The sequence below is a fragment of the Kitasatospora sp. NPDC052896 genome (assembly GCF_044547075.1).
Lineage (GTDB): Bacteria > Actinomycetota > Actinomycetes > Streptomycetales > Streptomycetaceae > Kitasatospora.
This window is the reverse complement of the sequence record NZ_JBITZU010000010.1, coordinates 134,173-160,775: the sequence shown is the minus strand read 5'-3', so window position 1 is coordinate 160,775 and position 26,603 is coordinate 134,173. Positions and strand designations below refer to the sequence as shown.

Here is a 26,603-nt window from a genome sequence, read left to right as displayed (position 1 = left end):
GCGGGGAGGGGAGGAAGTCAGGCTCGGGCCTCCTCGACGGGGGTGCCCGCGGGCGCGGCGGCCGGACCCGCCGGCTCGACCGCGAGGGCCTCGCTGACGTCGTCGAGGGTGAGCCCGTGCGGCTCGCGCACCAGGAAGGTGGTCCCGATGCCGGCCAGGAAGCAGCAGGAGGCGATCAGCGTCACGATCCGCAGCCCGCCGCCGGCCAGGACCAGCGGGACCACGACCGCTCCGCCGAAGGCACCGATCTTGGCGATTCCGGAGGAGAGGCCGTGGAAGGTGCTGCGGATCGAGGTCGGGAACGACTCCGCGGCAATGATCATGGTGGTGTAGTTCGGCCCGAGCATGCTTCCGAACAGGGACATGCCGAAGGTGACGGCGAACGGGATGACCGTCGTGCTGAGGCCGGGAACGACGGTGATGAGCATCATGGCGAGGGCGCAGAGTCCGAACCCGACGGCCTGCTGCGTGCGCCGGCGCAGCCGGTCGAGGGCGACCACGCCCAGGATGCCGCCGACCAGGCTGAAGCAGACCACGAGCACGGCGTTCAGGGCGACGTTGGTCACCATGGTGGCGTGCGGCACGATGTTCTTGATGAGCAGCGGCTGGCTGACGTTGATGCCGTAGACCGCGACGTTGTAGAAGAACCAGCTGCCCGCGGTGCCGGCGAGGGTGACCAGGATCCGCCGCCGCGACAGGCGCGCGGTGGCCGTCCGGGTACCGCGCACCGGTTCGGGGGCCGGCTCGGCGGTGATCGTGCGCTGGGCGAACGCCTCGAGGTCCCTGGCGGCCTGCTCCGGGTCGCCGCTCTCGGCCGTCCAGCGCGGGGACTCGGGCATGTGGCGACGCTGGTGGAGCACGAGCAGGGAGGGGATGACGCCGGCACCGAGGATCAGGCGCCAGGCGAGGTCGTCGGGGACCCCGACGGCCAGGACGAGGAGGCTGACCAGGTAGGCCGAGACCTGTCCGAAGACGTAGAAGACGAAGGTGAGTCCGACGAGTTTGCCGCGGTTCCGCGCGTTGGCGTACTCGGTCATGATGACGCCACTGGCCGGGTAGTCGCCGCCGATGCCGATGCCGAGGATGAGCCGGCCGGCGAGCAGGACGGCGAAGTTCGGCGCGAGTGCCGAGACGAGCGCGCCGATGATCATCAGGATCGCCTCGAGCCCGTAGACCCGGCGGCGGCCGAGCAGGTCGCCGAGGCGGCCGAACAGCATCGCGCCCGCGGCCACGGCCAGCAGGGTCGAACTCGTCAGCATGGCGACCTGACCGCTGCCCAGGTGGAACTGCGGCGTGATCAGCAGGGTCACGGTTCCGATGACGTTGAGGTCGTAGGAGTCGGTGAAGAAGCCGGCTCCGGCGGTCACGGCCGCCTTGAGGTGGAACACGCTGAGCTTCGCGTCGTCGAGGGACTTCGCGATGGTCGCACTCGAGGATTTGACGGTCACCCGTCGGCCTCCGAACTGGTTGTGCCGACGACCGGGGTGACGTCGGCGATGGGACGGTTGGTGAGAGGGGCCCGAGGAGAGGCGCTGGTCATGGCGTGCCGACCGGCGCGTCGGAGGCGACCGGCACGGCGGCGAGGTTCCACACGGGATCCCGGTCCAGCTGTTGGGTGGCCGGGGTGGCCGCAGACGGCCGGGCCGGCGCGGCGCCGACCCAGAGCTGTCATGACAGGTATCGTGAGTCGGCAGGTCAACGCCCGTCAACAGCTGAATGGCGGCTTCGCCCAGCGTTCGGCCACCGTTCACCGGAGTCGCAGCCGCACGCCACATCACCCGGGGTGATCCGGGCAGTTCCAACCTGGGCGCGCTCTGGCCGAGGTTCATGGCGTGACATCGACCGGTTCCCGACCTGTATAGTCAGGCTCATGTCCAAGGCATTGCATGCGGCTATCGCCGAGAGCATCCGCGAGCAGATCCGCACAGGTGAACTGGCCGTCGGCGCCACACTGCCCTCCGAGTCCCAGCTCTGCGAGCAGTGGAATTCCTCACGCGGACCGGTCCGCCAGGCACTGGCCGCCCTGCGGGCCGAGGGAGTCATCGCCGGCGGCTCCGGCAAACCGCCGGTGGTGCGCACCGCCTCGATCCCGCAGCCGTTCGACACGCTGCTGTCCTACTCGGCCTGGGCGCGAGCGATCGGCCGTACGCCCGGGCAGCGCACGCTGGAGCTGGCGCTGCGCCCCGCCGACCGGCTCACCGCCTCGAAGCTGGGCGTCGAGGAGGGCTCGCCCGTCGTGCAGGTCCTGCGACTGCGCTACCTCGACGGCGAACTCACGATGTTGGAGCGCGCCACGTTCGTCGAACGCGTCGGCCGCCTGCTGTTCGACTTCGACTGCGACTCGGGGTCGATGTGGGCCTACCTGCAGTCGCGCGGCATCGGCTTCGCCACCGCCTCGCACATCATCGACGCGGTCGGCGCCGACCCGGTCGACTCGGTCCACCTCGAGGTGGCCGAAGGGGCGCCGCTGCTGCGCCAGCAGCGCACCGCCCGCACGGCCGACGGCGAGGTCGTCGAGTACCACGACGACCGCTACCGGCCCGAGAGCATCAGCTTCTCCCTGGAGAACACCCTCGACGTGCGCACCACCCTGATGCGCAACGCCCGTTCCTGAAACCGGAGTTCCACCCATGACCATTCCTCAGCCCGACCTCGTCGTCCTCGACATGGCCGGTACCACCATCGACGAGGGCCTGGCGGTCTACCGGGTCCTGGAGGAGACGGTGACCGCGCACGGCGGGACGCCGTCGGCGGCCGACATCGCCCGGTGGCACGGATCCGCCAAGCACGAGGCGCTGCGCGCGCTGCTCACCCCGCCCGGCGGCACGCCGCTCACCGACGAGGCACTGGCGCCGGTCGTCGCCGACTTCCGGGCCCGGCTCACCGCCGCGTACGCCGCGCAGCCGCCGCGGGCGCTGCCCGGCGTGCCCGAGGCGCTCGCCGAGCTGCGGGCGGCCGGCATCAAGGTCGCCCTCAACACCGGTTTCGACCGTGACGTGGTGGACTCGCTGCTGTCCGCGCTCGGCTGGCAGGGCGATGCGGTGGCGGACGCCGTCGTCTGCGGCAGCGACGTTCCGGCCGGACGCCCGGCGCCCTTCATGATCTTCGCCGCCATGGAGCGGACCGGCGTCAAGGACGTGCGGCGGGTGCTCGTGGCGGGTGACACCCCGCGTGACCTCGAAGCCGGCACCAACTCCGGCGCCGCGTTCGTCGTCGGCGTGCTGTCCGGGGCCAGTGACGCGGCCGAACTCGGCGCCCACCGCCACACCCACCTCCTGCCGTCCGTGGCCGCGCTGCCCGCGCTGCTCGGACTGCGCGACGCGCGGACGGTCGCGGCATGACGGACCGGACCGCACACCCCGACCCGGTCACGGACCGGCTCGACCACACGCTCGCGGCGATCTGGCACGGCGCTGACCTGGTCCGCCTCGAAACGGTTCCCGTGCCACCCCTCGGCCCCGGCGACGTCCTGGTCCAGGTGCGCCTGGCCACCGTGTGCGGCAGCGACCGCCACACGGTGAGCGGACGACGCGTGCAACCCTGCCCCTCGGTCCTCGGCCACGAGACCGTCGGCGAGATCGTCGCGTTCGGCGCGGGCGGGGCCCGCGCGGTGGACGGCCAGGAGCTGCGGCTCGGCCAGCGGATCATCTGGTCGGTGACCCTCCCCTGCGGCACCTGCGACCGCTGCACGGCCGGCATCACCGCCAAGTGCCACACCGTACGCAAGGCCGGCCACGAGTCCTGGGACTCCTCCTGGGGACTGTCCGGCGGCTACGCCCGGCACGTGCTGCTCCCCGCCGGCATGCCGATCGCCGCCGTCGACGACGCCCTGCCGGACGCCCTCGCCGCACCCGCCGCCTGCGCCACGGCGACGGTCATGGCGGTGACCGAACGCGCAACGCCCATGGCGGGCAAGCGGGTCGTCGTCGTGGGCGCCGGCATGCTCGGCCTCACCGCGGTCGCGGCCGCCGCCACGGCCGGCGCCCGCTCGGTGACCGCGGTCGACCCCGACGCCGAACGGCGCGCGCTCGCGGAGCGGTTCGGCGCCACCGACGTCCGGCCGACCATGCCCACCACGGAGCCGTTCGACGTGCTGCTGGAGTTCTCCGGCTCGTCCGCGGCCCTCCAGGAGGGGCTGCGCACCCTCGACGTCCAGGGCGTCGCCGTCCTCGCCGGTGCCGTCCTGCCCGACGCGCCCGTCGCCCTCGCCCCGGAGGCGGTGGTCCGCCGCCACCTGTCCGTGGTCGGTGTGCACAACTACGAACCGCGCCACCTGACCGCGGCCCTGGACTTCCTGGCCCGGACCCGCGACCGGTTCCCCTGGCAGGACCTGGTGGCCGACCCCGTACCGCTGGAGCAGATCGGCGACCTGCTGCTCGCACCTCCCGGGACGAAGCCGCGGTACTCGATCGCCCCGCGCTGAGCGCCGCCGGCGCTCGCCACCGTCCACCGGGCCTGACGCCCGGGCTGGTCCCGCGGCCCAGGTCGCGGGCGACGGGCGGCAGTTCCACGCCGCCGGGCCGGGGGCACCTCTGCGGCGTCCCGCGCCCGGGGCGGGGCCACCTACCGGCGGATCACCGCCGGGAACGGTGGTTCGGCGTCCGCCCGATTCGAAAGCGGCGCGCCCCCTGGCGGACGCGACGTCACCGAGTCGGGCCGACCGGCGCCCTGTCCAGTTCCCTGACGAGTTGCCGGTAGGTCGTGAAGGCCGGCTTGGGGGTGTAGTCGTCGCGCAGCAGGCCGAAGTGGTGGAAGAGCCCTTCGGCGTCGCTGTCGGCGTCCCGCAGGGCGAAGAGCGAGTAGCCGTCGATGTTCAGGTCGGTGGCGAGGGCGGCGACGGTCCGGATGACGGTGTCGAGGGCGGCGGCCTGTCGCTGCTCGGTGCGGCCGGGGCCGGTCGGCCAGCCGTTCTCGCAGATGCGGATCGGGACGGTGTCGGGGATGCCGGCCTGCGGCAGGCTGGTGCGGCGGAACGCCGTGAGGACCCCGGTGACGGCACCCGCCAACTGGTCGGCCGCGATGGGTCGGAACACGTCCGGGAAGAAGTCCAGGCCGACGTAGTCCAGGCTCTGCCGGAAGCGCGCGTCGGCCAGGGCGCCGAGTTCGGACCAGAAGGTGTCGGACGGGTCGAAGGTCGGCACGGCGTTGAAGCCGACCGCCACACGGTGGCCGAGGGATCGGGCCTCCTGCTTGGCGGCGACGACACCCTGGACGAGTGCGTTCAGGACGTTGGGGATGCTGCCGTCGACGGCGGGGAGGTTGAGGTTGGGCTCCTCGCAGATCTGGACGGATGCCAGCTCGGGTCCGCCGGTCCGGACGGCCTCGCGGACGAACTCCGGCCAGCCGTCCAGCTCGCCGGACGGCTCGCGGAACTGCAGCACGAGGTCCAGGGTGCGCCCGCGCCGGAGGTAGGCGTACGGGTCGGCGGGCGCGGGCAGCGGCGGTGCCACGGTGGCGGCGAACGAGCGGTAGGCGCGCACCGCCAACGTGGCCGCGTCGCCCTGGAGTTCGTCGAGGGCGTCGATGACGCGGTTCGGCTCGTCCGGTCGGACCGGATGGATGATGCCCTGGTCGTCGCCCAGGAGGCCGCCGGGATAGATGCCGAAGGTCATGGTCATGCTGCCCCAAAATCTTGGTGTCACACCAAATTTGTGGCGACACTATCATGTGCGGCATGGGCCTTCGAGAGATCAAGAAGCAGCAGACCCGCACGGCGATCGCCGACGCGGCCCTGCCGCTCTTCCTGGAGCACGGCTTCGACCAGATCACGGTCGCCGAGGTAGCACGGCACGCGGGCGTGTCCACCAACACCGTGTTCAACTACTTCCCCGCCAAGGAGGACCTGTTCTTCGACCGCCAGGCCGAGGTCGAGAACCACCTCGCCGCCCTGGTGCGCGACCGAACCCCCGGCGCCTGCCCCGTCGAGGCCGTCCGCGACGACCTGCTCTCCGCCCTGCGGCAGGACCACCCCATGCTCGGACTCCGGCCCGGAGCGCCCGCGTTCTGGCAGGTCATCCAGGACAGCCCGGCCCTGCGCGCCCGCGAACGCGAGATCGGCGAACACGTCGAGGCCGCTCTGGCCACCGCGCTGACCGAACATCCGCCGAACGCCGCGGACACCACCGGCCAGGCCGGCCACGCGTTGCCCGTGCTCCTCGCGGGCGCCGTCGCCGGAACGCACCGCGCCGCCCTGCGCGAGCTCCGACGACGCATCATGTCCGGCGAACCGCCCGCGCGCGCCCGCGACGCCGTCGCCTCGGCGGCCCTCCAGGCGTTCGACCTGCTCTGCTCCGGACTTCACGCGGGCGGCGAACGGACGTCGCAGGAGCCACGGCTCCCCCGGTGAGAGCGCCCGGAACGAAGTCCCGCTGACACAGGCGCTGTTCGAAACCCGGGTTCCGGCTCACCTCCGGTGCTGGCTCGTCGGCGCTCGTTCCGTCTCGGCCGAGGCCGACGGGACCAGAGGGAAGGACCACTGGGCCGGCTGGGGCCGGCATGCGGTCAGCGTGGAGCGGAGCCGGCCGGTTCCGGACTCCCCCAACACCCGGCACTCCCAGGACACCGGCGACACCCCCGGACCACACCACCCGGCCCCCGGACCACCCCACGCCTCGACCAGGCACCCCTGGAACGTCATCAGGGTTCCGGCCCAGGGGCGGCCCAGGGTTGTTCCCGATACCCCCGGGCCCACCCTCCTCGCAAGGATGTTCCTGACGGACCGCCAGTTGTCGAACCACCAGCCGGAGTCGCAGATGAACACCCTCGCCCGCCGCGTCGCCACCCTGAGCCTGGCCTGCTCCGCCCTGGTCGCCACCACCGCCGCGGGCGGGACGACGGCCTTCGCGGCCGCGCCCGGGGCCTCGGGCGGCGGAACACCGGCGTCCGCTCCCGGGTTCCCGGCGCTGGACCCGGCCGCGCTGCAGGCGGCCATCGACATCCGTCCCAGCGACCAGGCAGCCGGCGCCATCGCGCGGGTCGCCGAACCCGGGCAGCTGTGGCGCGGCTCCTCCGGCGACACCGTGACCGGCCGCAAGGTCGCGGACAACGCGCACTTCCACATCGGCAGCATCTCGAAGACGTTCGAGAGCGTGGTGATCCTTCAGCTGGCGGCGGAGGGACGGATCGATCTGGACCAGAGCGTGCAGTCCTACCTGCCCGGCCTGATCCCGGCCGGCTTCGCCCCGATCACCGTTCGCGAGCTGCTCACCATGACCAGCGGCCTGCCGGACGTCTTCGAGGGCGGGCCGGTGCTGACCGCGGACCAGCAGATCGCCGAACACCTCCAGTACCGCACCTTCGACGACGAGATCGAGGGAACCCTGCGCCCCACCGGCCGCCCCTGGCCGACCGCGCACTTCGCGCCCGGCACGGAGCAGCAGTACAACTCCCTCGGCTTCCGGATCGGCGGTGCGCTGATCGAGCACATCACCGGCAGGTCCTACAAGGACGAGGTGACCAGCCGGATCCTGGAGCCGCTGCACCTGGACCAGACCTCGGTGCCCGAGGACGACCCGACCATGCCCACGCCCTACCTGCACGGCTACCTGGTCAACAGCCAGGGCCAGCCCGTGGACGTCAGCGAGCAGGGCGGCGACCCGTCCAACATGATCTCCACCCCCGCCGACCTGGACCACTTCATCAGCGCGCTGTTCAAGGGCGAACTGCTGCCACCCGCCCAGCTGAACGAGATGTTCACGCTGCCCACCGGACCCGACGGAAAGGTCGTCCCCTACGCGGACGACTCCGACTGCCTCAACGGCGGCAAGCCCGGCCCGGCCTGCTTCGGCGCCGGACTGATGGCCGTCCCGCTCCCCAACGGCCAGACGCTGTGGGGCAAGACGGGACACGACTTCGGCTACGCGAACGGGATGTTCGCCACCCGGGACCTCTCGGTGCGAGCGGTGTTCTCGGTCTCCACCACGGCGGCCAACAACGGCGCCCCCACCGCCCTGTCGAACCGGCTGCTGGAGGCGGTGCTGGCGCCGCAGGCCAACGGGAACCCGGAGACCCGTGGTTAGCCGCCAAGCGCCCACGGGCCCGGCCGGCGCGCCTTGCCCGAAGCCCGGCCACGCTGACTGCGCGGCGTGGCCGGCGGGGCGTGCACGGCGTCCACGCCCCGCCGCACCGACCGGGCCGACGCCGACAGCAGCGCGAGTCCGCGCGGCGCCGAAGGGCTCGGGACGTCAGCGGCCGTCCGGACCTCGGCCATGCGTAGCGGGTGCGGCTGTCACTCCGATGCCGCGCCGATTTCACCCGGTTGCGCCGAAGGACGGGCGCGGTGGCGGCAGCGCGTGAACGCTGATGCGTGCGGTAGCCCTCAAGGGAATGCGGGGACAGCATGATGGCATCTGCGACCCATGGCATCCGACGCCGCGCACGGCGTCTCCACCTTGCCGCGGCGGTGTGTGTCACGGCCGCGTTGTGCTCGGCTCCGGGAACACCGGCTGTCGCGGCCGGCGGCGCGGGCGGCGGCAAGCCCACCATCGTGCTGGTGCACGGTGCCTTCGCCGACGGATCCAGCTGGAACGGGGTGATCGAACGGCTCGAACGCCGCGGCTACCCGGTCATGGCCCCGGCCAACCCACTGCGCGGGCTGTACAGCGACTCCGCGTACATCGCCTCCGTGCTCAGGAGCGTCAAGGGGCCCGTGGTGCTGGCCGGCCACTCGTACGGCGGCGCCGTGATCAGCACGGCCGCGGCCGGCAATCCCCAGGTCAAGTCCCTGGTGTACATCTCGGCGCAGATGCCCGACGTGGGTGAGAGCGGCATGTCGTTGTCCGCCCGGTTCCCCAGTGCCCTGGGCACCGCCACCAGGTCCGTGCCGTACCAGACGGGCGGCGGGGTCACCGGGACCGACCTCTACCTCGAGCACGACAAGGTGTACCCGGTCTTCGCCGCCTGCCTGCCAGCCAGCCAGGCGAACCTGCTGGCCGTCACCCAGCGGCCCGCGGCCACCACCGCCTTCTCGGAGGAGGCCAAGGTCGCGGCATGGAAGTACATCCCGTCCTGGGCGCTCGTCGGCCGGCAGGACATGACCATCAACCCGGAGCAGGAACGCTTCGAGGCCAAGCGCGCCCACTCCCACACCGTGGAGATCGACACCTGCCACGTGTCACTGATCGCCCGTCCCGACGCCGTCGCCGACCTGATCCTCCAGGCGGCCACCGCCACCGCGACGACCGGGAGAACACCGCCGCGCCGCGGGTGAGCGGGTGGCCGGTGGAACGGTGGCATCGGGCCCGCGCGAACGCGGCGGGACCGGGGCGCTGCCGAAGGGAGCACCACCGTCGGACTATGCCTCGAGCGGGGGCGCGAGCAGCATCGGCCAGTCCTCACAGGTGGCGAGCAACTCGTCCAGTGGAACGTCCGGGCCCGCGGTGAAGACGGCGGTCCCCTCGGACAGTCGTACGGACGGCTCCGGGCCGGCCGCCGTCCGCGCGCGCAGGACCACCACGGCCTCCGGGTCGACGGCCGACCGACCAGGGAAGTCGGCGGGGTCCGCGCCGACCGCGCGCAACGCGACCGGGTGGACGACGACGTCGACCACCAGCCGGGCACCGTCGCGTGCGTGCTCGGCCCAACCGTCGGTCGGCAACAGGCAGGCCCACCCGTTGACCTCGTGGCAGTGGGTGCCGAGCCGGGCCACGACACGCTCCCCGGGCGTGCCCTCGGGATCGACAACGAGGACGGCGACGGGCAGCTCCGGTTCCTCGGGGTCGACTCCGGGGTGAACGTACAGCCGGCTCACCGGAGAACCTCCTCGTGCCAGTCGAACTCTGGTGGGACTGGCGAAACTTCACCGCGACCGGACAGCGGGAGCTGTCCGGCGACGAGCGTGCCCGACGAGCGGGCCGCGGACCCACGCGACGGCACACGACATGCGGCACGAAGGTACAGCAGGCAGCCTGCCACCCGCGGGGCGGCCCACGCGGGACTCGGGCCGGCGGTACGTCGTCCTGCCCGCCGTCACCCGCTCTTGAGTGCCTCTCAGGAAAATCTCATCCAGGCGCAACCGGCCTGGCCTTCCCGCCGTCCTCACCTCCGAGTACGCACGGTCGGGCGGGCAGAGGTGGCCCCGTCGGCTGTCCTGACGATCCGGGGGGATCCATGCACTCACGCTTACTGTTGACGGTTTCGGTATCCGCGCTGCTGGCCGGACTCGGCCTGACGGCCTGCGGCTCCAGCTCCACGGCCGGCCCGCCGAAGGCCGGTGGGGCCGCGCCGGTGTCCGCCGCACCGATCGCGGGCCAATCCGCCGCGCCGGCCATGGCCATGGCGTCGACGGGCTCCGGCGACCCACAGGCCGCCCACTGCCGTACGCAGAACCTGAGGTGGACGCTCACCCTCCTCACCGACGCGAGCACCAGCACGAAGGACCCGGCGAACGCCGAACTCGTCGCCGCCGACCCGGGCTCCGACAGCTGCACCCTGGCCGGCTACCCGAAGCTCGAGTTCCACGTGGGCAAGGGGCCGCAGGCCCTCGGGGTCGGGAAGGGCAGCCCTGCCCCGGTGACGCTGGGCGCGGGCAAGAAGGCGGTGATCGCCCTGCACTACTCCGAGTTGAACGGCAAGGGGCCGGACAGCGGCAACTGCGTGTCTGTTACCGCGAGTTCCGCCGATGTGGCCGCGCCGGGTGACAGTACCGAAGCCCGGGTCCCGGTGGTGGACCAGAACGGCAAGCCGGCCGAGATCACCATCTGCGGCGACGAGGTCCGCCTGAGCCCGCCGGTCGCCCGGTAGCGGCCGTCCGCGGCCACTCCACCGCCGCCGGCTGCGCTCCCACCGCGCGTGCGCTCCCCCGGCCGTACCCGTCCGGTGGCCACAGCCGCGCGTTGCGAGGGCGGTTCGGCCCGGTCACCACCACGGTGGGCGGGAGTCGGCGCGGTTGGTTCCTCACCGCTCGAGTGCGGCGGTGGAGAACCACGGGTTCCCGCCGAGGACCCACACCGACACGTGGGTGACACCGAGTTCTTCGAGTACGGCGAGCTTGGCGTCCATGCCCGCCTGGTCGGTGTAGTCGTAGAGCGTGTCGTGGTCGGTCCAGCGGACCTCGCCGGAGCCGGGGTCCCGGCGTGCGGCCACGGTGGCGGGGTCGTCGCTGTAGCCGGGCCGCTGGCGGATGTCGGAGACGGGCACGCTGTCCTTGATCTTGCCGGTGTCGCAGGGGTCGGGCGCGCTGAAGCCGTACGAAGCCAGGCCGACGACCAGCCGGTCGTGGTCCGGAACCCTGGACTGGGCGAACCTGACGCCGGTGCGCACCCAGTCCTGGGGAGAGATGGCCCAGCACCGGCCGCTGGTGGTGTTGAACATCCGGCCGTAGTCCATGATCACCAATTGGTCGGCGCCGGCCCGCATCAGGGCGGCGTAGTCGAACGGTGGGTCGCCGTCGCCGACTTCGACCGGGCCGTCGATCTGGAGGCGCAGACCGGCCGCGTGCAGGCCGCGGGCCAGCTCGGAGACGAAGGCTTCGTAGTCGTGCTCGTCGTCCTGGGACCAGGCCCAGAAGTCCTCGAAGTCGATGTCGACTCCGGTGAAGCCGATCTTCCGGGTGAAGCCGGTGAGGTCCGCGACGGCGGCGGAGCGACGGCTGGGGTCGTCGACGAGGGCGGCGACCGTGGGCCGGTCCATGGCCGAGACCGTGACGTACTGGGCCGTCGAGTGCGCCCTGAGGTCGGCGGCGTCGGTGTCGCTGAAGCCGTTGCAGGGCAGGTCCGCGGCGCTCTGCAGGACCAGCCCGCCGTCCTTGCCGACCTGGTAGTACTCCGCCTTCAGGACGCCGTCGCGCAACCGCCCGTCCCGGTACTCGGCCGGCGCCTGGCAGGTGGGCTCGCCGGCCGAGCCCGGGTACACCCACGCCTCCAGTGCCGGCGCTGTGCGAGCCGGTCCGCCACCGCCGGGCGTCGCCGTGCCCGCGGGTGTCGCGGTCGCGGCGGGAGGCCGGGCGGCGGCGGTGTCGCTCACGACGCCCGGCGCGGTGGTCGGGTTGCCGGTGCAGGCGGCGAGGCCGAGCGCCAGGCCCACCGCCACGGGCGCGCGGAGGGCAGGTCCCAGGACGTGCTGACGCCGTCGAGTGCCGGGCATGGAGCCTTCCGGGACGTGTGGTCGGTCGGTCCCGGTCGTCCGACCGGCCAACGAATGCTGACGCACGCGCAGCTGTCGTGGTTCCGCGCCGGCAGGAGCGCGGGAGGTCCTCCTGCCGCCGGGAGCGCGGCGGGTGCGTACGGCGCCGGTGTGCGCTCCGGGTGCCGTCAGTGGGTGGGCGGGGTCCAGTCGGCGGGCAGGCCGGACTGGGTGAGGACGGTGGCGAGGCTGTAGTGGTCCTGGTCGGAGGTGATCCGACCGCGGTCGTCCAGGTCGAGGAGGGTGGTCATCGGCACCGCGAAGGGCTTGGGTGCGCCCTTGAGGTGGCCGGCGTAGACGGCCTCGACAGTGATGCGCTCGCCGTCGCGGTGGGCGGCGCGCACGGTGACGTGGACGTTGTCGATGAGGCTGTCCGCGCGGGCCTTCCAGCCGGCGATCTCCTGGCGGCCGTGGAAGGTGACACCCACTCCCAGATCGGTGTAGGTGCCGTCGGCGGTGAACAGCGCGCCGAGTGCCTGGGAGTCGGTGCCGTTCCAGGCGCAGGCCCAGTCGGTGACGATCCTCGGCTGGTGCCGTTCGGCGTCCTGCGCGGCGGAGGCGGTGGTGGCGGGCATGATGCCCAGGGCTGCGGCGGCGGCCAGCGTGGTCGTGGCGCGGGACGGACGGGACGTCATGGTGATTCCTCCGGGCGGGGGGGTGGGTCGGGCGGTGGATCCGCGGGTGCGGGTGCGGCTGGGTGAGCGGCGGGGCTGTGGCGATGCGGACGGTGGCGACCCGTCGCGGGGAGCGGGCCGGTGTGCCTCCTCGCCGTGGTCAGCGCTTGGTGGTGTCCAGGGGGCTGTCGGGGATCCAGGTGCCGTGGAGTCCGGCGCTCACCCGGTGGGGCAGGTGGACGGTGGCGACCCGGTCGAGGCCGGAGGCGTCGAGGACCAGCAGTTGCGAGGCGTCCTGTTTGAGGTCGGAGACGACGGTGAGCAGGTATCCGTCGTCCTCGTGGGTGGCTGCGGCGGCGGGGACGAAGACCGCTTCGCCGGGCATGCGGGCGTCGCCGACCTGGTGGATGCGACGGGCGCCGGTGGTGCGGTCGTACTTGACCACGCCGTAGCCGCCGAAGCCCTTCTCGTCGGGGAAGGAGATGGCGTAGTGGTAGCGGTTCTCGGCGCCCAGGTACTGCTCGTTGAGGGTCGGGAATTCCACCGGCAGGTCGTCGATGATCTGCTCGTCGACGCTGCCGGCCGTCGTGTCGACCACCCAGCGGCGGGTGTAGGAGCGGGCGACGGGCTCGGTGCCGCGTCCGGGGGCGCCGACCCACCAGTTCCAGGAGAGGTGGAATCCCTCCCGGTCCACGGTGGGGCCCTCCAGGACGATGCGGCCCTGGCCGTCCTCGTGGGCGTTGGCGACGTGCAGCAGGTTGCCCGGTTCGATGGAGAACCAGCGGACGTGCTGGGCGCCGTCGCTTCCGCGGGGCATGACGCCGATGCGGGCGGGCTGCTGGTCGTTCCAGCCGTAGGGGATGCCGGAGTGGTCGGTCGGGTCGAAGGTGACGTTGCCCTCGACGAAGACCACGTGGTGGCGGGTGATGGCGAAGTCGTGCTTGAGCGAGGCGCTCGCTCCCGGGATCTCGGCGCTGTGGACGATCCGGCCCTTGGCGTCGGCGACGTAGTACACGAGGTAGGGCGGGAAGGGCGAGGAGCCGAAGAAGTGGAGCTCCCCCGTCACCGGGTCCTCCTTGGGGTGCGCGGTCATCGCGGTGCGCAGCTTGCCGTCGAAGTCGAAGGCGCCGACCGTCTCCAGCTCCCGGGTGAGCTCGAAGGGGATGTTCGCCTCGCACAGCGCGAGCAGCCGGCCGGCGTGTTCGATGACGTGGGTGCCGGCGGTGCTGGCGGTCAGGTCGGGTCCGTGCTCGGTCAGGTAGGGGGCGCCGTCGAGGGCGGGGGTGCGCACCCAGCGGTTGCGGTACCACTCGGCGCGGCCCTCGCGCAGCTGGATGCCGTGGACCATGCCGCTGCCCTTGAACCAGTGGGTGGGGGTGACGCCGGGCTTGGGGTTGTGGCCGTTGCGGAGCAACCGGCCGGTCAGCTCGGGGGGCAGGGTGCCCTCGACGGTGAGTTCGGTGGCGGTGATCTCGTCGACGACGGGGGTGTAGTGGCCGGTCAGGTAGGGCTTGTCAGCGGTCATGACAGGAGTTTCTTTCGATGGGTGTGACGCGTTGTCAGGCGGTCGGTGTCGCTTCGTCAGCCGCTGGTGCCTCCTGCCGTGCTGGCGGGGGCCGGTGGTGCGGCTGATCCGTCGGCTCAGCCGGTGCGGGGAATTCGCGGGGTGCTCGGGGTGCTCGGGGTGCTCGGGGTGCGCGAAACGGGAGCCGGGTGCGTGGAGGTTCCGAACGCCAGGCCGTGGGCGTTGACCACCCGGGTGGTGCCGCTGTCCGACAGGTCGGCTGCGGTCCGGATCCGCGGCAGCGCGACGTTCACGATCGAGGTGGCGAGCGTGACGGTGGGCTGGGCTGCGGCGAGCACCGTGAGCACGGCTGCCGGACGGGAAGCGGGCGGCGTCCGCTCCGGCCGGGTGCGTTGGAGGTTCATGACGCACAGCCTCGTGCGGGGCGGTGTCCACTCTCCAGGCCTGGCAGGGGCGGTGACTGTCCACTCATGTCCGCCCCTGTCCGCACCCGTCCACCCGGCCCCGCCGCAGGCGTGCGCCTGGCGTTCCTATCGGGGGCCGAACAGCTCCTGCTTCCACAGGGTTTCGCAGAGCAGGTCCAGGCCCTGGCGCAGGTGGCGCCGGTAGGTGCCGTACGGGAGGCCGAGGCGGCGGGCGGCGGTCTCCTGGGTGGGCGCGCCGGAGAAGTAGCCCGCCGTCAGGGCCTCGCGGGCGCGCACGCCGCGCGGGTCACGGGCGAGGTCGTCGACGGTTCGGCGCAGCAGGGCGCGCAGCTCTTCGACGGGATCGGTGAAGTCGGCCGCCAGGCGGGTGCGCGTCAGGGCGCAGGCGCCGAAGGCGGCCGGGTCGCGCCAGTGCGGCAGGGCTTCGCGTACGGCCTGGTCGAACGCGGTGCGCGAGAAGCCCGACGGTCCGGACGGGGCCGGCACGTCGGTGGCCGTGATGAGGTGGCGCAGCCAGGTCTCGACGGGCACCTGGCGCCAGTCGACGCTGAACAGCCCGTAGGTGTGCTCGCCGACCCGCGGTCGCGCGCCGGTGTCGTGCATGACGCCCTTCAGGCGTTCGGCCCAGGCGTCGGCGTCCCGGTAGACGAGGAAGCCGTGCGCGCGTCCGCGGGCGCGGGCGGCCTCCGCCTGGGCCCGGGAATTGTTCAGGTCGATGACGCGCGAGGGGATCTGGTACTGCTCGGGGTAGATCGAGAAGCGGGTCATGCCGATGTGTTCGCCGGGGCTGACCGGCGCGGTGGCAGCGGTGTGTTCCCAGGCGGCCGCGACGATGGGATCGGTGGCCAGGTCCAGGGGGTCGGGAGGGGCGGGCAGCACGAGTCGGACCGTGAACGCCACGGTCCGGCCCGTGTTGACCAGACGGAAGACGTCGAACGCCTGTGGCTGGCGCTCGAGCCAGTGGCGGACCAGATCCGCGGAGGCGGCCCCCTCGGTCTCCTCGGCCATGCGCAGCACGGCATCGATGTCATCCGGCCGCAGGGGCCGCGCGTGCACCTCGTCCTCGCGGGACCACACGCGCAGCCGGGACAGGCTCTTCAACTCCCGGAAGAGGTAGAAGAGCTCGTCGGTGACGGCCCGCACCCGCTCCTGCGGTGCCTCCCGCAGCAGGCGCAGGTACTCCTCCGCCAGCCGCTGGCGCATCGTCACGAAGGCGTTGGGGGCCCGCCAGCGCAGGTCGGCGGCCAGGGTCTCGCGTGCGGCGTCGTGCGGGTAGAGCCCCCAGGGGGTGGACTCCATGAAAGGAAGGTCTCTCAGCCAGCCGAACAGCAGGTGGGCGTCCTCCTCGGGCAGGACCGCGGCGAGCAGTTCCTCGGAGGTCGAGTGCGCTTGTGCCACCACTTCCAGGGCGCGGCGGTGGGCCGGCGTCGGTACCTCTCCGATCAAGCCGGTCAGCAGGGTTCGCAGGAGGTCGGCCGAGGGTGCCCAGATCTCCTCCCTGTTCCAGCCCGTCGTTCCCGCGGCCGCCGCGAGGGACAGCGCCAGCGGGTTGCCTCCGGCGAAGCGGAGCACCCGTTCCCGCAGCTCGGGCCGCACCTGCGCGGTGGTCAGCAGGCTGCGGGCCTGCTCCTCGGAGAACGGCTCCAGTTCCCGGACGTACAGGAGTGCGGCCCAGGCGGGATCGGCGGTCCACTGCGGCTGCGGTGCCAGCCGACCGGCCAGGACCACCAGGGCGTCGTCGGCGGCGCGGGGCAGGAAGCGCTGCCACAGCCAGCTCTCCAGCCACTGGCAGTGCTCGAAGGAGTCCACGAACAGCACCGTGCCGGGCACCTCCAGGAAAGGACCGGCCGCACGCTCGAAGTCGGCCGGGTCCCGGCTGACGAAACGGCCGTCCAGTTCGAGGAGCGACCGCCCCGCCGCACGGGCCCGGTCCGCCAGGGAACGCAGCAGCGCCGACTTCCCGATGCCCCCCGGTCCGAAGAGGTAGAACGCGAACGGGGCCTGCTGGTCCCCGGCCAGGGCCTGTGCGAAACGACCGAGTTCCTCCTCCCGGCCGATGAACGCCCGCTCCCGCGTTCTGCTCAGTCTCTCTCCCACGGATGCCACGTCGGCTCCCATCCCCATGTTCCAGCGCCGGACAGCCGAACCCGTCCGGAGATCCCCGGCACGCCCCGCCGCTCGGAGCGGGGCACGAGTGGCTCCGGCTCGCCTCGCCGTCCCGACCGCGGCCGACTGCGGCCGTTTCCCGCCACACGCCGGCCTGATTCAAGCATCAGGCGGCCGCGTGCTCCGAACGGGCCCCGACCCTGCGTCAGTACGGCCGGGCCTCAGGGTCGGTGTCGAACCGCCGGGAAGGGGGCGGGGTCAGTTCACCGTCACGGCCGCCGTCATCTCCCACACCAGGGCCTCGGCGCCGTCCGGGCCGCCGGTGAGCCGCCGGCCGTCGGAGCCGGTGATCCGGGCGGCGTCGCCGGTGCCCAGCGGGCCGGCCCCCTCGAGTTCGGCGCCGCCCCGCGCGATGAACAGGTGGGCGAACGGCGCGGTGGGCAGCTCCAGGGTCTCGCCGGGCCGGATCCGGGCGACGTGCAGGGCGGCGTTCTTCTGCCGGATGGCGATGGCGCGCCGGCTGACGTGCTCGGGCATGCCGGAGGCCAGGGCGACCCAGCCGCCGCGGGCGAGTTCGTCGTTGATGTCGAGCTGCTCGTAGCCGGGCTGGATGCCGGCGGTGTCGGGGATGGTCCACATCTGCAGGAAGTGCACCGGCCTGCGGTGCTCGGGCTCGCCGGTGAGCGTCCAGGAGTCGTTCTTCTCGCTGTGCAGGATCCCGGTGCCGGCGCTCATCCGCTGGGCCAGCCCCGGGTAGATCACGCCGTTGTGCCCCTCGGAGTCCTGGTGGACCAGGGCGCCGTCGAGCACCCAGGTGACGATCTCCATGTCACGGTGCGGGTGGGTGTCGAAGCCGGTACCCGGCGCCACCACGTCGTCGTTGGAGACCAGCAGCAGCCCGAAGTGGGTGTTGGTCGGGTCCCAGTGCCGGGAGAACGAGAAGGAGTGCCGGGAGTCGAGCCAGCCGGCGCGGGTGTGGAAGCGCTCGTCGGCGCGGCGGATGTCGAGTACGGATGCCATCGGAAGCCCTCCTCCATATTGTTTACAGTTCAACAATAGCGTCCGGAGGATATTCCCACCGACGGTCGCGGCGACCGGCGGCGCGCTGGAACAGGCCGAACGGCGGGCCACTCCGGCCGCGTCGAGGCCGGGCCGGCACGGTGTCGCCGCCCTCCCCGGGGCCGCGCCGGGGGCTCGAGCTCCCGGCGCGGGGGGACGAGCTGCCCCGGCACCCGTCGGACATCACCCGTCGAAGTGGGACCAGAAGATGCCGATGCCCCTACCGCTCCCGTCCCGGCCGACCAGGATGCTGTTCGACGTGAAGTCGCAGGTGGGGAAGACCAGGGCGTTCGCACCGCTCGCCGGGTCGACCACGACATCGAGCACCGGGGTCCGGGAGCCGGCCTCCTGCTGCGCCTCGAACTCGGCCACGGCACGGGCCACGGGCTCGTCGGCCTCCGCGAACCCGGCGGTCCGGTGGAGGGCCCCGCCGACGACCAGGTTGTCCGGGGTGCTGGAGTGGATCGCCGAGGCCTCCTCGCCCAGCTGGTTGACGTCGTCCGACGCCTGCTCCCAGCTCGCACCCATCAGGGCCTCCGGAGTGGTGCCGCTCGCCACCAGCGCGACCGCGGAGACGGTGGCGCCCCGCTCGTCGTCCCAGTCGTACGCCAGGTACACCTCGTGCAGCCCGTCGGCGACGTCGTCGAACGTGAAGAACTCCCCGCCGTCGAGCCCGCACACCGCGATCTCCCCGCGGCTCAACAGCCGCCCTGCCAGCGTGAACTCGCCCAGGTACCCGGGCTCCCCCCGCGGATCATCCGCCTTCAGAACCGCTTCGATCGCCTCGATCATCTGCATGGCGGCGAGTGTGCCACCCCCCTCGGACAGGCCCGCCCCCGCCAGTTCCCCCGATGCGCCACCGCGCGTGTCCCCGACCCCCGCCACAGAATTGTCACCGCACTGTCGTATCGGGCCCGCGCCGTTCGTAGGACATGTGGAACGAAGCCCCCGACCTGACCGGAAGAAGCGAGAAGATGCCGCAGTACCTGCTGTCCGTCGTCGATGACGAATTCACCCGCAAGCGCTCGGCCGAGGAGGCACGGCCGATTTTCGAGGCGGTCGACGCCTTCAACACGAAGCTGCGGCAGGACGGCTCCTGGGTCTTCGCGGGGGGCCTGAGCGAGCCGGCGATGGCGACAACCGTCGACGCACGGGGGCCCGAGGTGGTCCTGGCCGATGGACCGTTCGTCGAGACCAAGGAGTACCTGGGCGGGTTCTGGATCATCCAGGCCCCCGACCTCGACGTCGCGCTCGAGCTCGCCGCCCAGGCGTCGCGGGCGTGCGACGGCAAGGTGGAAGTGCGCCCCTTCGAGACCGGCCCCCAGGGCGCGGAGTGAGTGACCTCGATGCCGTCTTCAAGCGGGAGTACGGCCAGGTGGTCGCCTCGCTGGCGCGCCGTTTCGGCGATCTCGACCTCGCCGAGGAAGCCGTTGGCGACGCGCTGGTCACCGCCGTCGAACACTGGCGGTCCGGCGTGCCGGCCAACCCGGGCGGCTGGCTCACGACCACGGCGACCCGCAAGGCCATCGACCGTCTGCGACGCGAGTCGGTCCGGGACTCCAAGCACCAGGCGGCACTGGCGCTCGTCGACGACACCCCGGCCGAGCCGACGGGCCCGATCGGCGACGACCGGCTCCGGCTCATCTTCACGTGCTGCCATCCGGCGCTGGCACCCGAAGCCCGCGTCGCCCTCACCCTGCGTCTGCTCGGCGGACTCACGGTCGCCGACATCGCCCGCGCGTTCCTCGTGCCCGAGACCACGATGGCCCAGCGCCTCACCCGCGCCAAGGCCAAGATCAAGAAGGCCGGCATCCCGTTTCGGGTCCCCGCGGCCGAGGACCTCGCGCCGAGACTGTCCGCGGTCCTCGCGGTCCTCTACCTGATCTTCAACGAGGGATACCTCGCCGGCTCGAGCGACGCACCCGTACGCCGCGAACTCACGACCGAGGCGATCCGACTCGCCCGGCTCCTCCACCAGCTCCTCCCCGACGAACCGGCGGCAACCGGCCTGCTGGCCCTCCTGCTGCTGTCCGAGTCCCGCCTCTGCTCGCGCTTCGCCGAGGACGGCGAACTGGTCCCCCTCGCCGAGCAGGACCGCGGCGGCTGGGACCGGCGCCTCATCGCCGAGGGTCACGAGCTGGTGCGCACGTGCCTGCGGGTGAACCGACCGGACCGGTACCAGCTTCTCGCGGCGGTCAACGCGGTCCACACCGACGCGCCCGACGCCGCGGCCACGGACTGGGGCCAGATCGTGGCACTCTACGACCAGCTCTACGCCCTGGAACCGACCCCGGTCGTCGCTCTCAACAGGGCCGTCGCCCTCGCGGAGATCGACGGTCCCGCCGTGGCACTGGCCCAGATCGACGCACTGCCCCTCGACGGCTACCACTCCTGGCACGCCGCCCGCGCCGACCTCCTCAGACGCCTGGGACGCGGCGCCGAGGCACGCGCCGCCTACGACGCCGCGATCGCCGCCACCCGCAACCCCGGCGAGCGGGCGTATCTCGCCCGTCGCCGCGGCAGCCTGGCACCCACCCGGGACCAGGCGACGGCCGGAAACAGCGGCTGACCCGGTCAACCCACCCCAACAGGCCCGAACACCGCACCCCATGACGGAGTGCGGATCACCTCGCCGGGACGCCCACCTCGCCACGAGGCGGAGCACGCGATCCGGCACCACGAGACACCGAGCACCACGGACACCGAGGAACCCTCATGCGCACTCTCATCAGCACCGCCTTCATCTCCCTCGACGGCGTCGTCGAGGGGCCGGGCGGCGAACCGGACTACCGCAACTCCGGCTGGACCTTCAAGGGCGTCGAGTTCGTCCCCGCCGCGTTCGAGCTCAAGGAGCGCGAGCAGCGGGAGTCCACCGCCGTCCTCATGGGCCGTGTCAGCTACGAGGCGTTCAGCCCCGTCTGGCCGGACATGGCGGAGTTCGCCCACTACAGGACGATGCCGAAGTACGTCGTCTCCACCACCCTCACCGACGACCAGCTCGTCTCCAACTGGGGCGAGACGACGATCCTGCGCTCCATCGACGACGTCGCCGCCCTCAAGCGGACCGAGGGCGGCCCGATCATCGTCCACGGCAGCGCCCAGCTGAACCACGCCCTCTCCGATGCGGGCCTGATCGACCGCTACCACCTGCTCGTCTACCCGCTGCTGCTCGGCGCGGGCAAGCGCCTGTTCAGCACCACGGACAAGGACACCCAGATGCTCAAGCTGGTCGAACACGAGACCTACGCCAACGGCGTGCAGAAGAACGTCTTCGACGTCGTCCGCTGACCCCGGCTGCCACGCCCGCCCTCATGCTCCCCGGGCGCCGCCGCGGCGGCCGGAGCGGTCCCGGCCGTGCCCACACCCAGCGCTGCGAGCTTGTCGAGGACCGGCGCGACCTCGGCGAGCTCGGCGACGATGACCCGGGCCTTCTCCGTGCCGATCCCGTCGACGCCGGCCAGCGTCTCGACGTCGGCCGCGCGGATGGCGGCCATGCTGCCGAAGTGCGCGGCGAACCGGCGCGACATGGTGCGGCCGGTGCCCCGGATCCCGAGGGCGCAGAACACCCGGTTCAGCGGCTGCGCGGGGCGATGATCGAACGGCGCGCCGGTCGGGTCGCGTCCTGCTGGGCGATCCCGGTGTTAGGAAACGCCCATACTGTCTTCAGACTGCTCAAAGCGGCGCTCTCTAGTGTCATCCAGCATGTCGATGCGAAGTGTCTTCCTGACCAGGCTGCTGACGCCTGTCAGCATTCTCGCGGCCGCCGGAACCATCACCGTGCTGCTGCAAGGGCACCCCGGTGCCACCGAGAGTCACCCGAGATTGTCCGCCGTGGCCGACTCGACCTCCTCCCCCGTGTCCGCGAACTCCTCCGCGTCCGCGCAGCCCGCGGCGAGCGTCTCGGCCACTCCGGCCGCCGCCTCCGCCCCGGTCGCCGACGCCGCGCTGCGCAGCGCCGTCGCCCAGGCGAACGGAGCGGCCTCGGTCTCGGTCACCGACCTGAGCACGGGGCAGTCGCTCACCTACGGCGCACCCGGCCACGGCTTCGCCACCGCCAGCATCGTCAAGGTCGACATCCTGTCCACGCTGCTGCTCCAGGCCCAGGACCAGGGCACCACGCTGACCGCGGCGCAGCAGAGCCTCGCCACCACGATGATCGAGAACAGCGACAACGACTCCGCGACCGCCCTGTGGAACGAGATCGGCCAGGAGAGCGGTCTGAACGCCGCGAACCAGCGGTTCGGGCTGACCTCCACCTCGGGTGGCACGGACGGCAACTGGGGTCTGACCTCGACCACCGCCGCCGACCAGGTGCAGCTGCTGCGCCAGGTCTTCACCAGCGACTCCCAGCTCTCCTCCGCCTCGCGCGGCTACATCCAGGGGCTGCTCGGCCAGGTGGAGAGTGACCAGCGCTGGGGCGTGAGCGCGGCGGCGAGCGGCAGCGACTACGCGGTGAAGGACGGCTGGCTGCCGCGGTCGGCGACCGGCCTGTGGGTGATCAACAGCATCGGGATGGTCGAGCGGGACGGGCACGAGCTGCTGATCGCGGCGGTCTCGGACGGCAATCCGAGCGAGTCCGGCGGGATCTCCCTGGTGCAGTCGGTGGCCCAGGCGGCCGCCGGTTCACTGAACGGGAGCTGAGTCGGGGTCACTCCACGATCCCCGCGACACCACCGCGGGACGCCATCGACACCGGCCGGGTGGACGTCGGCACGGATCACCACACCGCCGCCTTCGCGGTCACCTCCGTCCGACGCCGGCGGCGGGGCCGCGGCCGACACGACCACCCGGACGCCGGCCGGCTCCCGGTCACCGCGGACGCAGGCGGCTCCGACGGCCACCGCGCCCGCGCCCGGAAGACCGAGCTCGCCGCGCCCGCCGCCGGGAGGCGCTGGAGATCACGGTCTGTCACCTGCCTGCGGGCACATCGCAGTGGAACGAGGTCGAGCACCGGCTCTTCCCCGGTAACAGCCCGAACTGGCGCGACAGGCCTTCGACCGGCCACGACACCGTCGTGAGCAGCATCGCCGCGACCACCACCCGCGCCGGGCCACGCATCGAGGCCCGTGCGGCGCCCCCCGGGGGCCGGGCCACCGCCACCGGCCCGCCGCGGGCTTCGGACCTCGACCACCATCCAGCTGGGTCCGTGACCCTTCGACACTCCCCAGTGGGTGCCAGCGCCGGGGAGTACGAACGAACGGACAGGCGCTGGACCCGCGGTGACGCCCTGGCGGCCCGGGAGTACCCGCCGGATCCCGTACCCCTCATGAACGTCTGTCCTCGCATGGGTGTATGAATTCCCTGCTGGATCTATGAAGAGGCCAGCACATTCTCTTCGAGGGGGACCATTGCGTAGAAGTACGCTCAAGCGTGCCGCCGCGCTCCTGATCGGGGCCGGCGCACTCGCGGCCGCCACCGCGCCCGGGGCCGTCGCCGCCCCGGCGCCGCGGCTGACCACCAAGGCCGCGCCGATCGTGCGCACGATGCCGCACACCAACCCGGCGACCCGGACGGCGAAGGCCGCCCCGATCAGCATCCAGCTGAACCCGGGTCAGAGCCTGCAGTCCGGCGCCAGCATGAGCGCCGGCGACACCACCCTGGTGATGCAGTCCGACGGCAACCTGGTGCTCTACCTGGTCGCCAACAACGGCACCCACATCCAGCCGCTGTGGAACTCCGGCACCTACGGCAACGCGGGCGCCTACGGGCTCATGCAGTCGGACGGCAACTTCGTCATCTACAAGCAGGGTGGCGGCCCGTCCAACGGCGGCGCCCTGTGGAACACCGGCACCTGGGGCAAGTCGGGCGCCCTCCTCGTCCTCGTGGACGGCGAGCTGCTGGTCGGTGCCCCCGGTGTCGCCGATCCGTACTGGCAGACCACCACCGGGTTCATCCCGACCGTGGTCAACGGCCAGTACACGGACCAGCCGTCGGACACCATCGCGTCCGGTCAGGGCCTGGTGCCGAACACCTGGGTGGAGTCGAGCTCGACCATCCTGATCATGCAGGCCGACGGCAACCTGGTGCTCTACCGCAAGAGCGACGGCACCGGCATCTGGGCGTCCTGGACCTTCGGTCACCCGGGCATGGACGCGGTCATGGACTCCAGTGGTGTCTTCGCCGTGGCCAACAGCAACGAGGTGCTCTGGAACACCGGCACCTGGAACAACCCCGGCGCGTACGCGAAGGTGCAGTCGGACGGCAACTTCGTCGTCTACTCGCAGGGTGGCGGCCCGTCCAACGGCGGCGCCCTGTGGAACACCGGCACCTGGGGCAAGGCCTGATCCTCGCAGGGGCCTCCCGGCCCTGAGGTGACCCAGTAGAGGGGGCGCCCGTCATCCGACGGGTGCCCCCTTCGGTCATCCGTACGCCCCGGTGCGCGGTACGTGCGGCGCCTCGATCCCGGCCGCCATGAGCCGTACCACGTAGCGGGAGGTCACCTCCGGCGTGTCGCCCGGCGGGGGCGTGGTCGGCCCCGCCTTCGTCGGCTGGTCCGACGTGGGCCGAGGGCGGCAGGTCAGGACGGTGTGTTCTTCCGGATGCGCTTGGCGAGCGTCGGGTGTGACTCCCACCACAGCCCCGCCGGGATCCCGCTGCCGCCCTCGTCGGCGACCGGGGCGGGGGTGGGTGCCGGGGTGCTGTCGTCTTCGACGCATACGCGGTGGACCAGGCCCGGGATGGCGGTGATGAAACCCAGGACCGGCACGATCGCGGTCAGCAGTCCGTAGCCCGTCTCGAAGGCCCGCACCCGGCACTCGCCGTCCTCGGAGACCTCGATCGCGATGGTGTTGGAGCGGCCACCCCTGGCGCTGACGCGCAGCGAGCGGGGGCCCGCCTCGACCGGGAAGACGGCGGTTCCGCCCTGCCTGAGCTTGCCGACCGTGGTGTCGTCGATGACGACGTTGAGCCAGGACGCCCGCTTGAGAGACGGCTCCTCCGAGCGTATGAGCACGAATCCGGCCACGGACTGGCCCCCTTGATCGCGGTCGACGAGTGGACGCGCAGATCATATAGAGGTCCGATGAGGCGCCGGGTGCCCACCGGGCCTGAGCAGCGGGCCGGCCCTGCCGCGCGGGTCGGCGGCAGAGGTCGACGGCCGGGGGCGGGGTGCGAGCCGAGCGGCCATCGGCGACCGCCGGGCAGGACGTGTGGGGGGCCGGATGCGCCAACCGCGGGTCCGGTTCGGCGGTCGGGGACGGGAGGACCGACGCCCAAGACGGCGTACGGCCTCCCGTCCCCGACCCACCGGTGCTGCTTTCCGATACTCGGGGACTCGGGTTTCGAGTCCGGTGACTGCCTAAACAAGATCGTGTTACGGGTTCCGGGGACCGCGGCCCCAGGACGCCCTCTCCAGGCGAGGGCGTCCGTGAGGCGGCAGTATGCCGACTGCGGCGTGATCCAGCTCTCGGCGATGTCATCGGTGTCAGTCAGGTCACCGTATCGCGACGCCGGATCACGCTTCGCCGGTCACGGAGAAGGTCTTGACCGAGCGCGTCCTCGATCCATCGAGGCCTCCAAGGGCGGCGGCCCCTCAACCGCCTCCCCGCGGTCGTCAAGACCATCACTACTCTGGATCTTCTGGAGAAAGCCTGATCAATCCCGGTAGTCGCCACCCCCGTGGCCGCCCTCGTGGCCGCCCTCGCCACCCTCGCCGCCCTCGCCGCCCTCGCGCTCGCCACCCTCGTGACGGTGGATCACTCGGAAGCTGGCCACCACACCGTCGTGGACGTAGACGTCCTCGATGCAGCGCGGGTTCACGCCGTCGGCGGAGCTGTGGGGCCCGACGGTGGCAATGGGAGCGCCGTTGTCACAAACCGCCCCACGGAAGACCTCGACGGTCTTGTGGCTGTCGTTGCGAATGTTCAGGCTCCGGGCACCCAGGCCGCTGACCACGGTGATGCAGTCGCCCGCACGGGAGGAGTACGACCGCTCGTTGATGTGGATCCGGCCCTCCCGGTGGTGCCTGCGGCGCTCGTGGCCGCCGCCCTCGCTCCTGCCCTCGTTGCCCTTGCCGTCGTTGCCGGCGGGAGCGACCACCTGCTGGACAGCCGGGGCCACCGGGGCCGCCGGAGCCGCCGGAGCCGCCTGGGCCACCTGGGTAACCGGCTGGGAGGCGGCCGAGGAGTAGGTGAGGCCGGTCACGGCCATGGCCGCGGCGGCACCGAGGGCCGCCGTGACGGCGGTGGCTCGGGTGATCTTCATGGAACTTCTCCTGTCTCTGTCGGCTGGTACCACCGACCTGATCTCTGACGGGCGACTGGACCGCCGACCCGTGATTTGAACGTACTGACGGCGGTCATATCGGGCATATCGAAGGCCGGGCGCCAGGGAGCCAAACGGGGCACCAGAGCGGGTCCCCGCCTTGGCTGATGTGATGTCAGATTTGTATGAAGATAGGGAGATTGACATGACATTGACCCTTTCAGGTGACCACTGACACCTGCTCACTCCTTCGGCCGTAGGACGCGGGGACACGCCGACACGCCGAGATGAGTCGCCATCAGGCCATGGGGCGCCCCGGCGCCGACAGGCCAGGAACGAGCCGTCACACCCCGCCCAGGACTCCGCGATGCCCTCGAGGCCCGACCCCGGGCGCGAGCGGCTCGGCCGACGGGCGCGGCGACCCCGCGATCCCCGCTCGCCGGGCTTCCCCACTTACTTCAGGGGTCGACGATCGGAGGGCGGAGCAGGCACGGGGAGGCCACGGACGCTCATCAGCGGCGCGCGCTCCAGGCCCGAGAGCCGCGCGGGGCA

25 protein-coding genes and 1 pseudogene are annotated in these 26,603 nt (G+C 72.1%); 13 read left to right on the top strand and 13 right to left on the bottom strand.

The annotated features are described in order from the left end of the window. Positions 1 to 17: 17 nt before the first annotated feature. Positions 18 to 1,448 (bottom strand): MFS transporter, encoded by a 1,431-nt coding sequence (locus tag ACIGXM_RS22030; protein WP_396563373.1) that lies wholly within the window; start codon positions 1,446 to 1,448, stop codon positions 18 to 20. A 422-nt stretch (positions 1,449 to 1,870) separates the two neighbouring features. Between ACIGXM_RS22030 and ACIGXM_RS22025 the strand changes: the two genes are divergently transcribed. From ACIGXM_RS22025 to ACIGXM_RS22015, 3 genes are read left to right on the top strand one after another with little or no spacing between them, the layout of a single operon-like run. Further along, positions 1,871 to 2,614, top strand: coding sequence for a GntR family transcriptional regulator (locus ACIGXM_RS22025; RefSeq protein WP_396563371.1), 744 nt, complete (start codon positions 1,871 to 1,873; stop codon positions 2,612 to 2,614). Between the two features lie 16 nt (positions 2,615 to 2,630). Continuing rightward, complete coding sequence (locus ACIGXM_RS22020) at positions 2,631 to 3,341, top strand: phosphonatase-like hydrolase (RefSeq protein ID WP_396563369.1); 711 nt, start codon at positions 2,631 to 2,633, stop codon at positions 3,339 to 3,341. After that, the gene (locus ACIGXM_RS22015) at positions 3,338 to 4,423 is read left to right on the top strand and encodes a zinc-binding dehydrogenase (protein ID WP_396563367.1); all 1,086 of its coding nucleotides are present in this window, start codon (positions 3,338 to 3,340) and stop codon (positions 4,421 to 4,423) included. The genes ACIGXM_RS22020 and ACIGXM_RS22015 overlap by 4 nt, the downstream gene beginning before the upstream one ends. A 220-nt stretch (positions 4,424 to 4,643) precedes the next feature. Here the strand turns inward: ACIGXM_RS22015 and ACIGXM_RS22010 are convergent, their stop codons facing one another. Further along, positions 4,644 to 5,618 carry a hypothetical protein gene (locus ACIGXM_RS22010; protein WP_396563365.1) on the bottom strand — a complete coding sequence of 325 codons (975 nt, stop codon included), beginning with the start codon at positions 5,616 to 5,618 and terminating at the stop codon, positions 4,644 to 4,646. A 56-nt stretch (positions 5,619 to 5,674) separates the two neighbouring features. Between ACIGXM_RS22010 and ACIGXM_RS22005 the strand changes: the two genes are divergently transcribed. The 3 genes from ACIGXM_RS22005 (at position 5,675) to ACIGXM_RS21995 (ending at position 9,208) form a co-directional block, all read left to right on the top strand. Further along, a complete protein-coding gene (locus ACIGXM_RS22005; RefSeq protein WP_396563363.1) occupies positions 5,675 to 6,346 on the top strand; it encodes a TetR/AcrR family transcriptional regulator in 672 nt (223 codons plus the stop codon). 358 nt (positions 6,347 to 6,704) lie between these two features. After that, positions 6,705 to 8,018, top strand: a complete 1,314-nt coding sequence (locus ACIGXM_RS22000; RefSeq protein WP_396563361.1) for a serine hydrolase domain-containing protein — start codon at positions 6,705 to 6,707, stop codon at positions 8,016 to 8,018. A gap of 383 nt (positions 8,019 to 8,401) precedes the next feature. Further along, positions 8,402 to 9,208 carry an alpha/beta fold hydrolase gene (locus tag ACIGXM_RS21995; RefSeq protein ID WP_396563359.1) on the top strand — a complete coding sequence of 269 codons (807 nt, stop codon included), beginning with the start codon at positions 8,402 to 8,404 and terminating at the stop codon, positions 9,206 to 9,208. 84 nt (positions 9,209 to 9,292) lie between these two features. On the opposite strand, the gene ACIGXM_RS21990 is transcribed toward ACIGXM_RS21995, so the two are convergent. Continuing rightward, positions 9,293 to 9,748 carry a hypothetical protein gene (locus ACIGXM_RS21990; protein ID WP_396563358.1) on the bottom strand — a complete coding sequence of 152 codons (456 nt, stop codon included), beginning with the start codon at positions 9,746 to 9,748 and terminating at the stop codon, positions 9,293 to 9,295. Positions 9,749 to 10,125: 377 nt separating this feature from the next. Between ACIGXM_RS21990 and ACIGXM_RS21985 the strand changes: the two genes are divergently transcribed. Beyond that, positions 10,126 to 10,740, top strand: coding sequence for a DUF4232 domain-containing protein (locus tag ACIGXM_RS21985; RefSeq protein ID WP_396563356.1), 615 nt, complete (start codon positions 10,126 to 10,128; stop codon positions 10,738 to 10,740). 153 nt (positions 10,741 to 10,893) lie between these two features. Here the strand turns inward: ACIGXM_RS21985 and ACIGXM_RS21980 are convergent, their stop codons facing one another. The 7 genes from ACIGXM_RS21980 to ACIGXM_RS21950 form a co-directional block, all read right to left on the bottom strand. Next, positions 10,894 to 12,081 carry a hypothetical protein gene (locus tag ACIGXM_RS21980; protein WP_396563354.1) on the bottom strand — a complete coding sequence of 396 codons (1,188 nt, stop codon included), beginning with the start codon at positions 12,079 to 12,081 and terminating at the stop codon, positions 10,894 to 10,896. Between the two features lie 167 nt (positions 12,082 to 12,248). Next, positions 12,249 to 12,755: a nuclear transport factor 2 family protein gene (locus ACIGXM_RS21975; RefSeq protein ID WP_396563352.1), complete on the bottom strand. Its 507-nt coding sequence runs from the start codon at positions 12,753 to 12,755 to the stop codon at positions 12,249 to 12,251. Positions 12,756 to 12,894: 139 nt separating this feature from the next. Continuing rightward, positions 12,895 to 14,259 carry a carotenoid oxygenase family protein gene (locus ACIGXM_RS21970; protein ID WP_396563351.1) on the bottom strand — a complete coding sequence of 455 codons (1,365 nt, stop codon included), beginning with the start codon at positions 14,257 to 14,259 and terminating at the stop codon, positions 12,895 to 12,897. Between the two features lie 116 nt (positions 14,260 to 14,375). Further along, positions 14,376 to 14,663: a hypothetical protein gene (locus tag ACIGXM_RS21965; protein WP_396563349.1), complete on the bottom strand. Its 288-nt coding sequence runs from the start codon at positions 14,661 to 14,663 to the stop codon at positions 14,376 to 14,378. Between the two features lie 126 nt (positions 14,664 to 14,789). Further along, positions 14,790 to 16,781 carry an ATP-binding protein gene (locus tag ACIGXM_RS21960; RefSeq protein WP_396563347.1) on the bottom strand — a complete coding sequence of 664 codons (1,992 nt, stop codon included), beginning with the start codon at positions 16,779 to 16,781 and terminating at the stop codon, positions 14,790 to 14,792. A 267-nt stretch (positions 16,782 to 17,048) separates the two neighbouring features. Next, the gene (locus ACIGXM_RS21955; RefSeq protein ID WP_396563345.1) at positions 17,049 to 17,810 is read right to left on the bottom strand and encodes a pirin family protein; all 762 of its coding nucleotides are present in this window, start codon (positions 17,808 to 17,810) and stop codon (positions 17,049 to 17,051) included. 222 nt (positions 17,811 to 18,032) lie between these two features. Then, positions 18,033 to 18,647 carry a hypothetical protein gene (locus ACIGXM_RS21950; RefSeq protein ID WP_396563344.1) on the bottom strand — a complete coding sequence of 205 codons (615 nt, stop codon included), beginning with the start codon at positions 18,645 to 18,647 and terminating at the stop codon, positions 18,033 to 18,035. 176 nt (positions 18,648 to 18,823) lie between these two features. On the opposite strand from ACIGXM_RS21950, the gene ACIGXM_RS21945 reads away from it, so the two are divergent. The 3 genes from ACIGXM_RS21945 (at position 18,824) to ACIGXM_RS21935 (ending at position 21,137) form a co-directional block, all read left to right on the top strand. Next, complete coding sequence (locus tag ACIGXM_RS21945; protein WP_396563342.1) at positions 18,824 to 19,186, top strand: YciI family protein; 363 nt, start codon at positions 18,824 to 18,826, stop codon at positions 19,184 to 19,186. Then, on the top strand, positions 19,183 to 20,418 hold the full coding sequence (locus ACIGXM_RS21940; protein ID WP_396563340.1) for an RNA polymerase sigma factor: 1,236 nt from the start codon (positions 19,183 to 19,185) through the stop codon (positions 20,416 to 20,418). Before ACIGXM_RS21945 ends, ACIGXM_RS21940 begins: the two co-directional genes overlap by 4 nt. A gap of 146 nt (positions 20,419 to 20,564) precedes the next feature. Next, a complete protein-coding gene (locus ACIGXM_RS21935; RefSeq protein WP_396563338.1) occupies positions 20,565 to 21,137 on the top strand; it encodes a dihydrofolate reductase family protein in 573 nt (190 codons plus the stop codon). Here ACIGXM_RS21935 and ACIGXM_RS21930 read toward each other — a convergent pair. After that, positions 21,092 to 21,415: a helix-hairpin-helix domain-containing protein gene (locus tag ACIGXM_RS21930; RefSeq protein ID WP_396563336.1), complete on the bottom strand. Its 324-nt coding sequence runs from the start codon at positions 21,413 to 21,415 to the stop codon at positions 21,092 to 21,094. The genes ACIGXM_RS21935 and ACIGXM_RS21930 overlap by 46 nt on opposite strands. Before the next feature lie 136 nt (positions 21,416 to 21,551). Here ACIGXM_RS21930 and ACIGXM_RS21925 point away from each other — a divergent pair, with 136 nt between their 5' ends. From ACIGXM_RS21925 to ACIGXM_RS21915, 3 genes and pseudogenes are all read left to right on the top strand, one after another. After that, positions 21,552 to 22,490, top strand: coding sequence for a serine hydrolase (locus ACIGXM_RS21925; RefSeq protein WP_396563334.1), 939 nt, complete (start codon positions 21,552 to 21,554; stop codon positions 22,488 to 22,490). A 41-nt stretch (positions 22,491 to 22,531) separates the two neighbouring features. Continuing rightward, positions 22,532 to 22,926, top strand: a pseudogene (locus ACIGXM_RS21920) (ISAzo13 family transposase); the annotation flags it as partial. Between the two features lie 271 nt (positions 22,927 to 23,197). Continuing rightward, on the top strand, positions 23,198 to 24,133 hold the full coding sequence (locus ACIGXM_RS21915; RefSeq protein WP_396563332.1) for a hypothetical protein: 936 nt from the start codon (positions 23,198 to 23,200) through the stop codon (positions 24,131 to 24,133). A gap of 233 nt (positions 24,134 to 24,366) precedes the next feature. On the opposite strand, the gene ACIGXM_RS21910 is transcribed toward ACIGXM_RS21915, so the two are convergent. Continuing rightward, positions 24,367 to 24,813, bottom strand: a complete 447-nt coding sequence (locus ACIGXM_RS21910; protein WP_396563330.1) for a hypothetical protein — start codon at positions 24,811 to 24,813, stop codon at positions 24,367 to 24,369. A gap of 629 nt (positions 24,814 to 25,442) precedes the next feature. Beyond that, positions 25,443 to 26,051, bottom strand: a complete 609-nt coding sequence (locus ACIGXM_RS21905) for a hypothetical protein (RefSeq protein ID WP_396563328.1) — start codon at positions 26,049 to 26,051, stop codon at positions 25,443 to 25,445. Positions 26,052 to 26,603 lie beyond the last annotated feature (552 nt).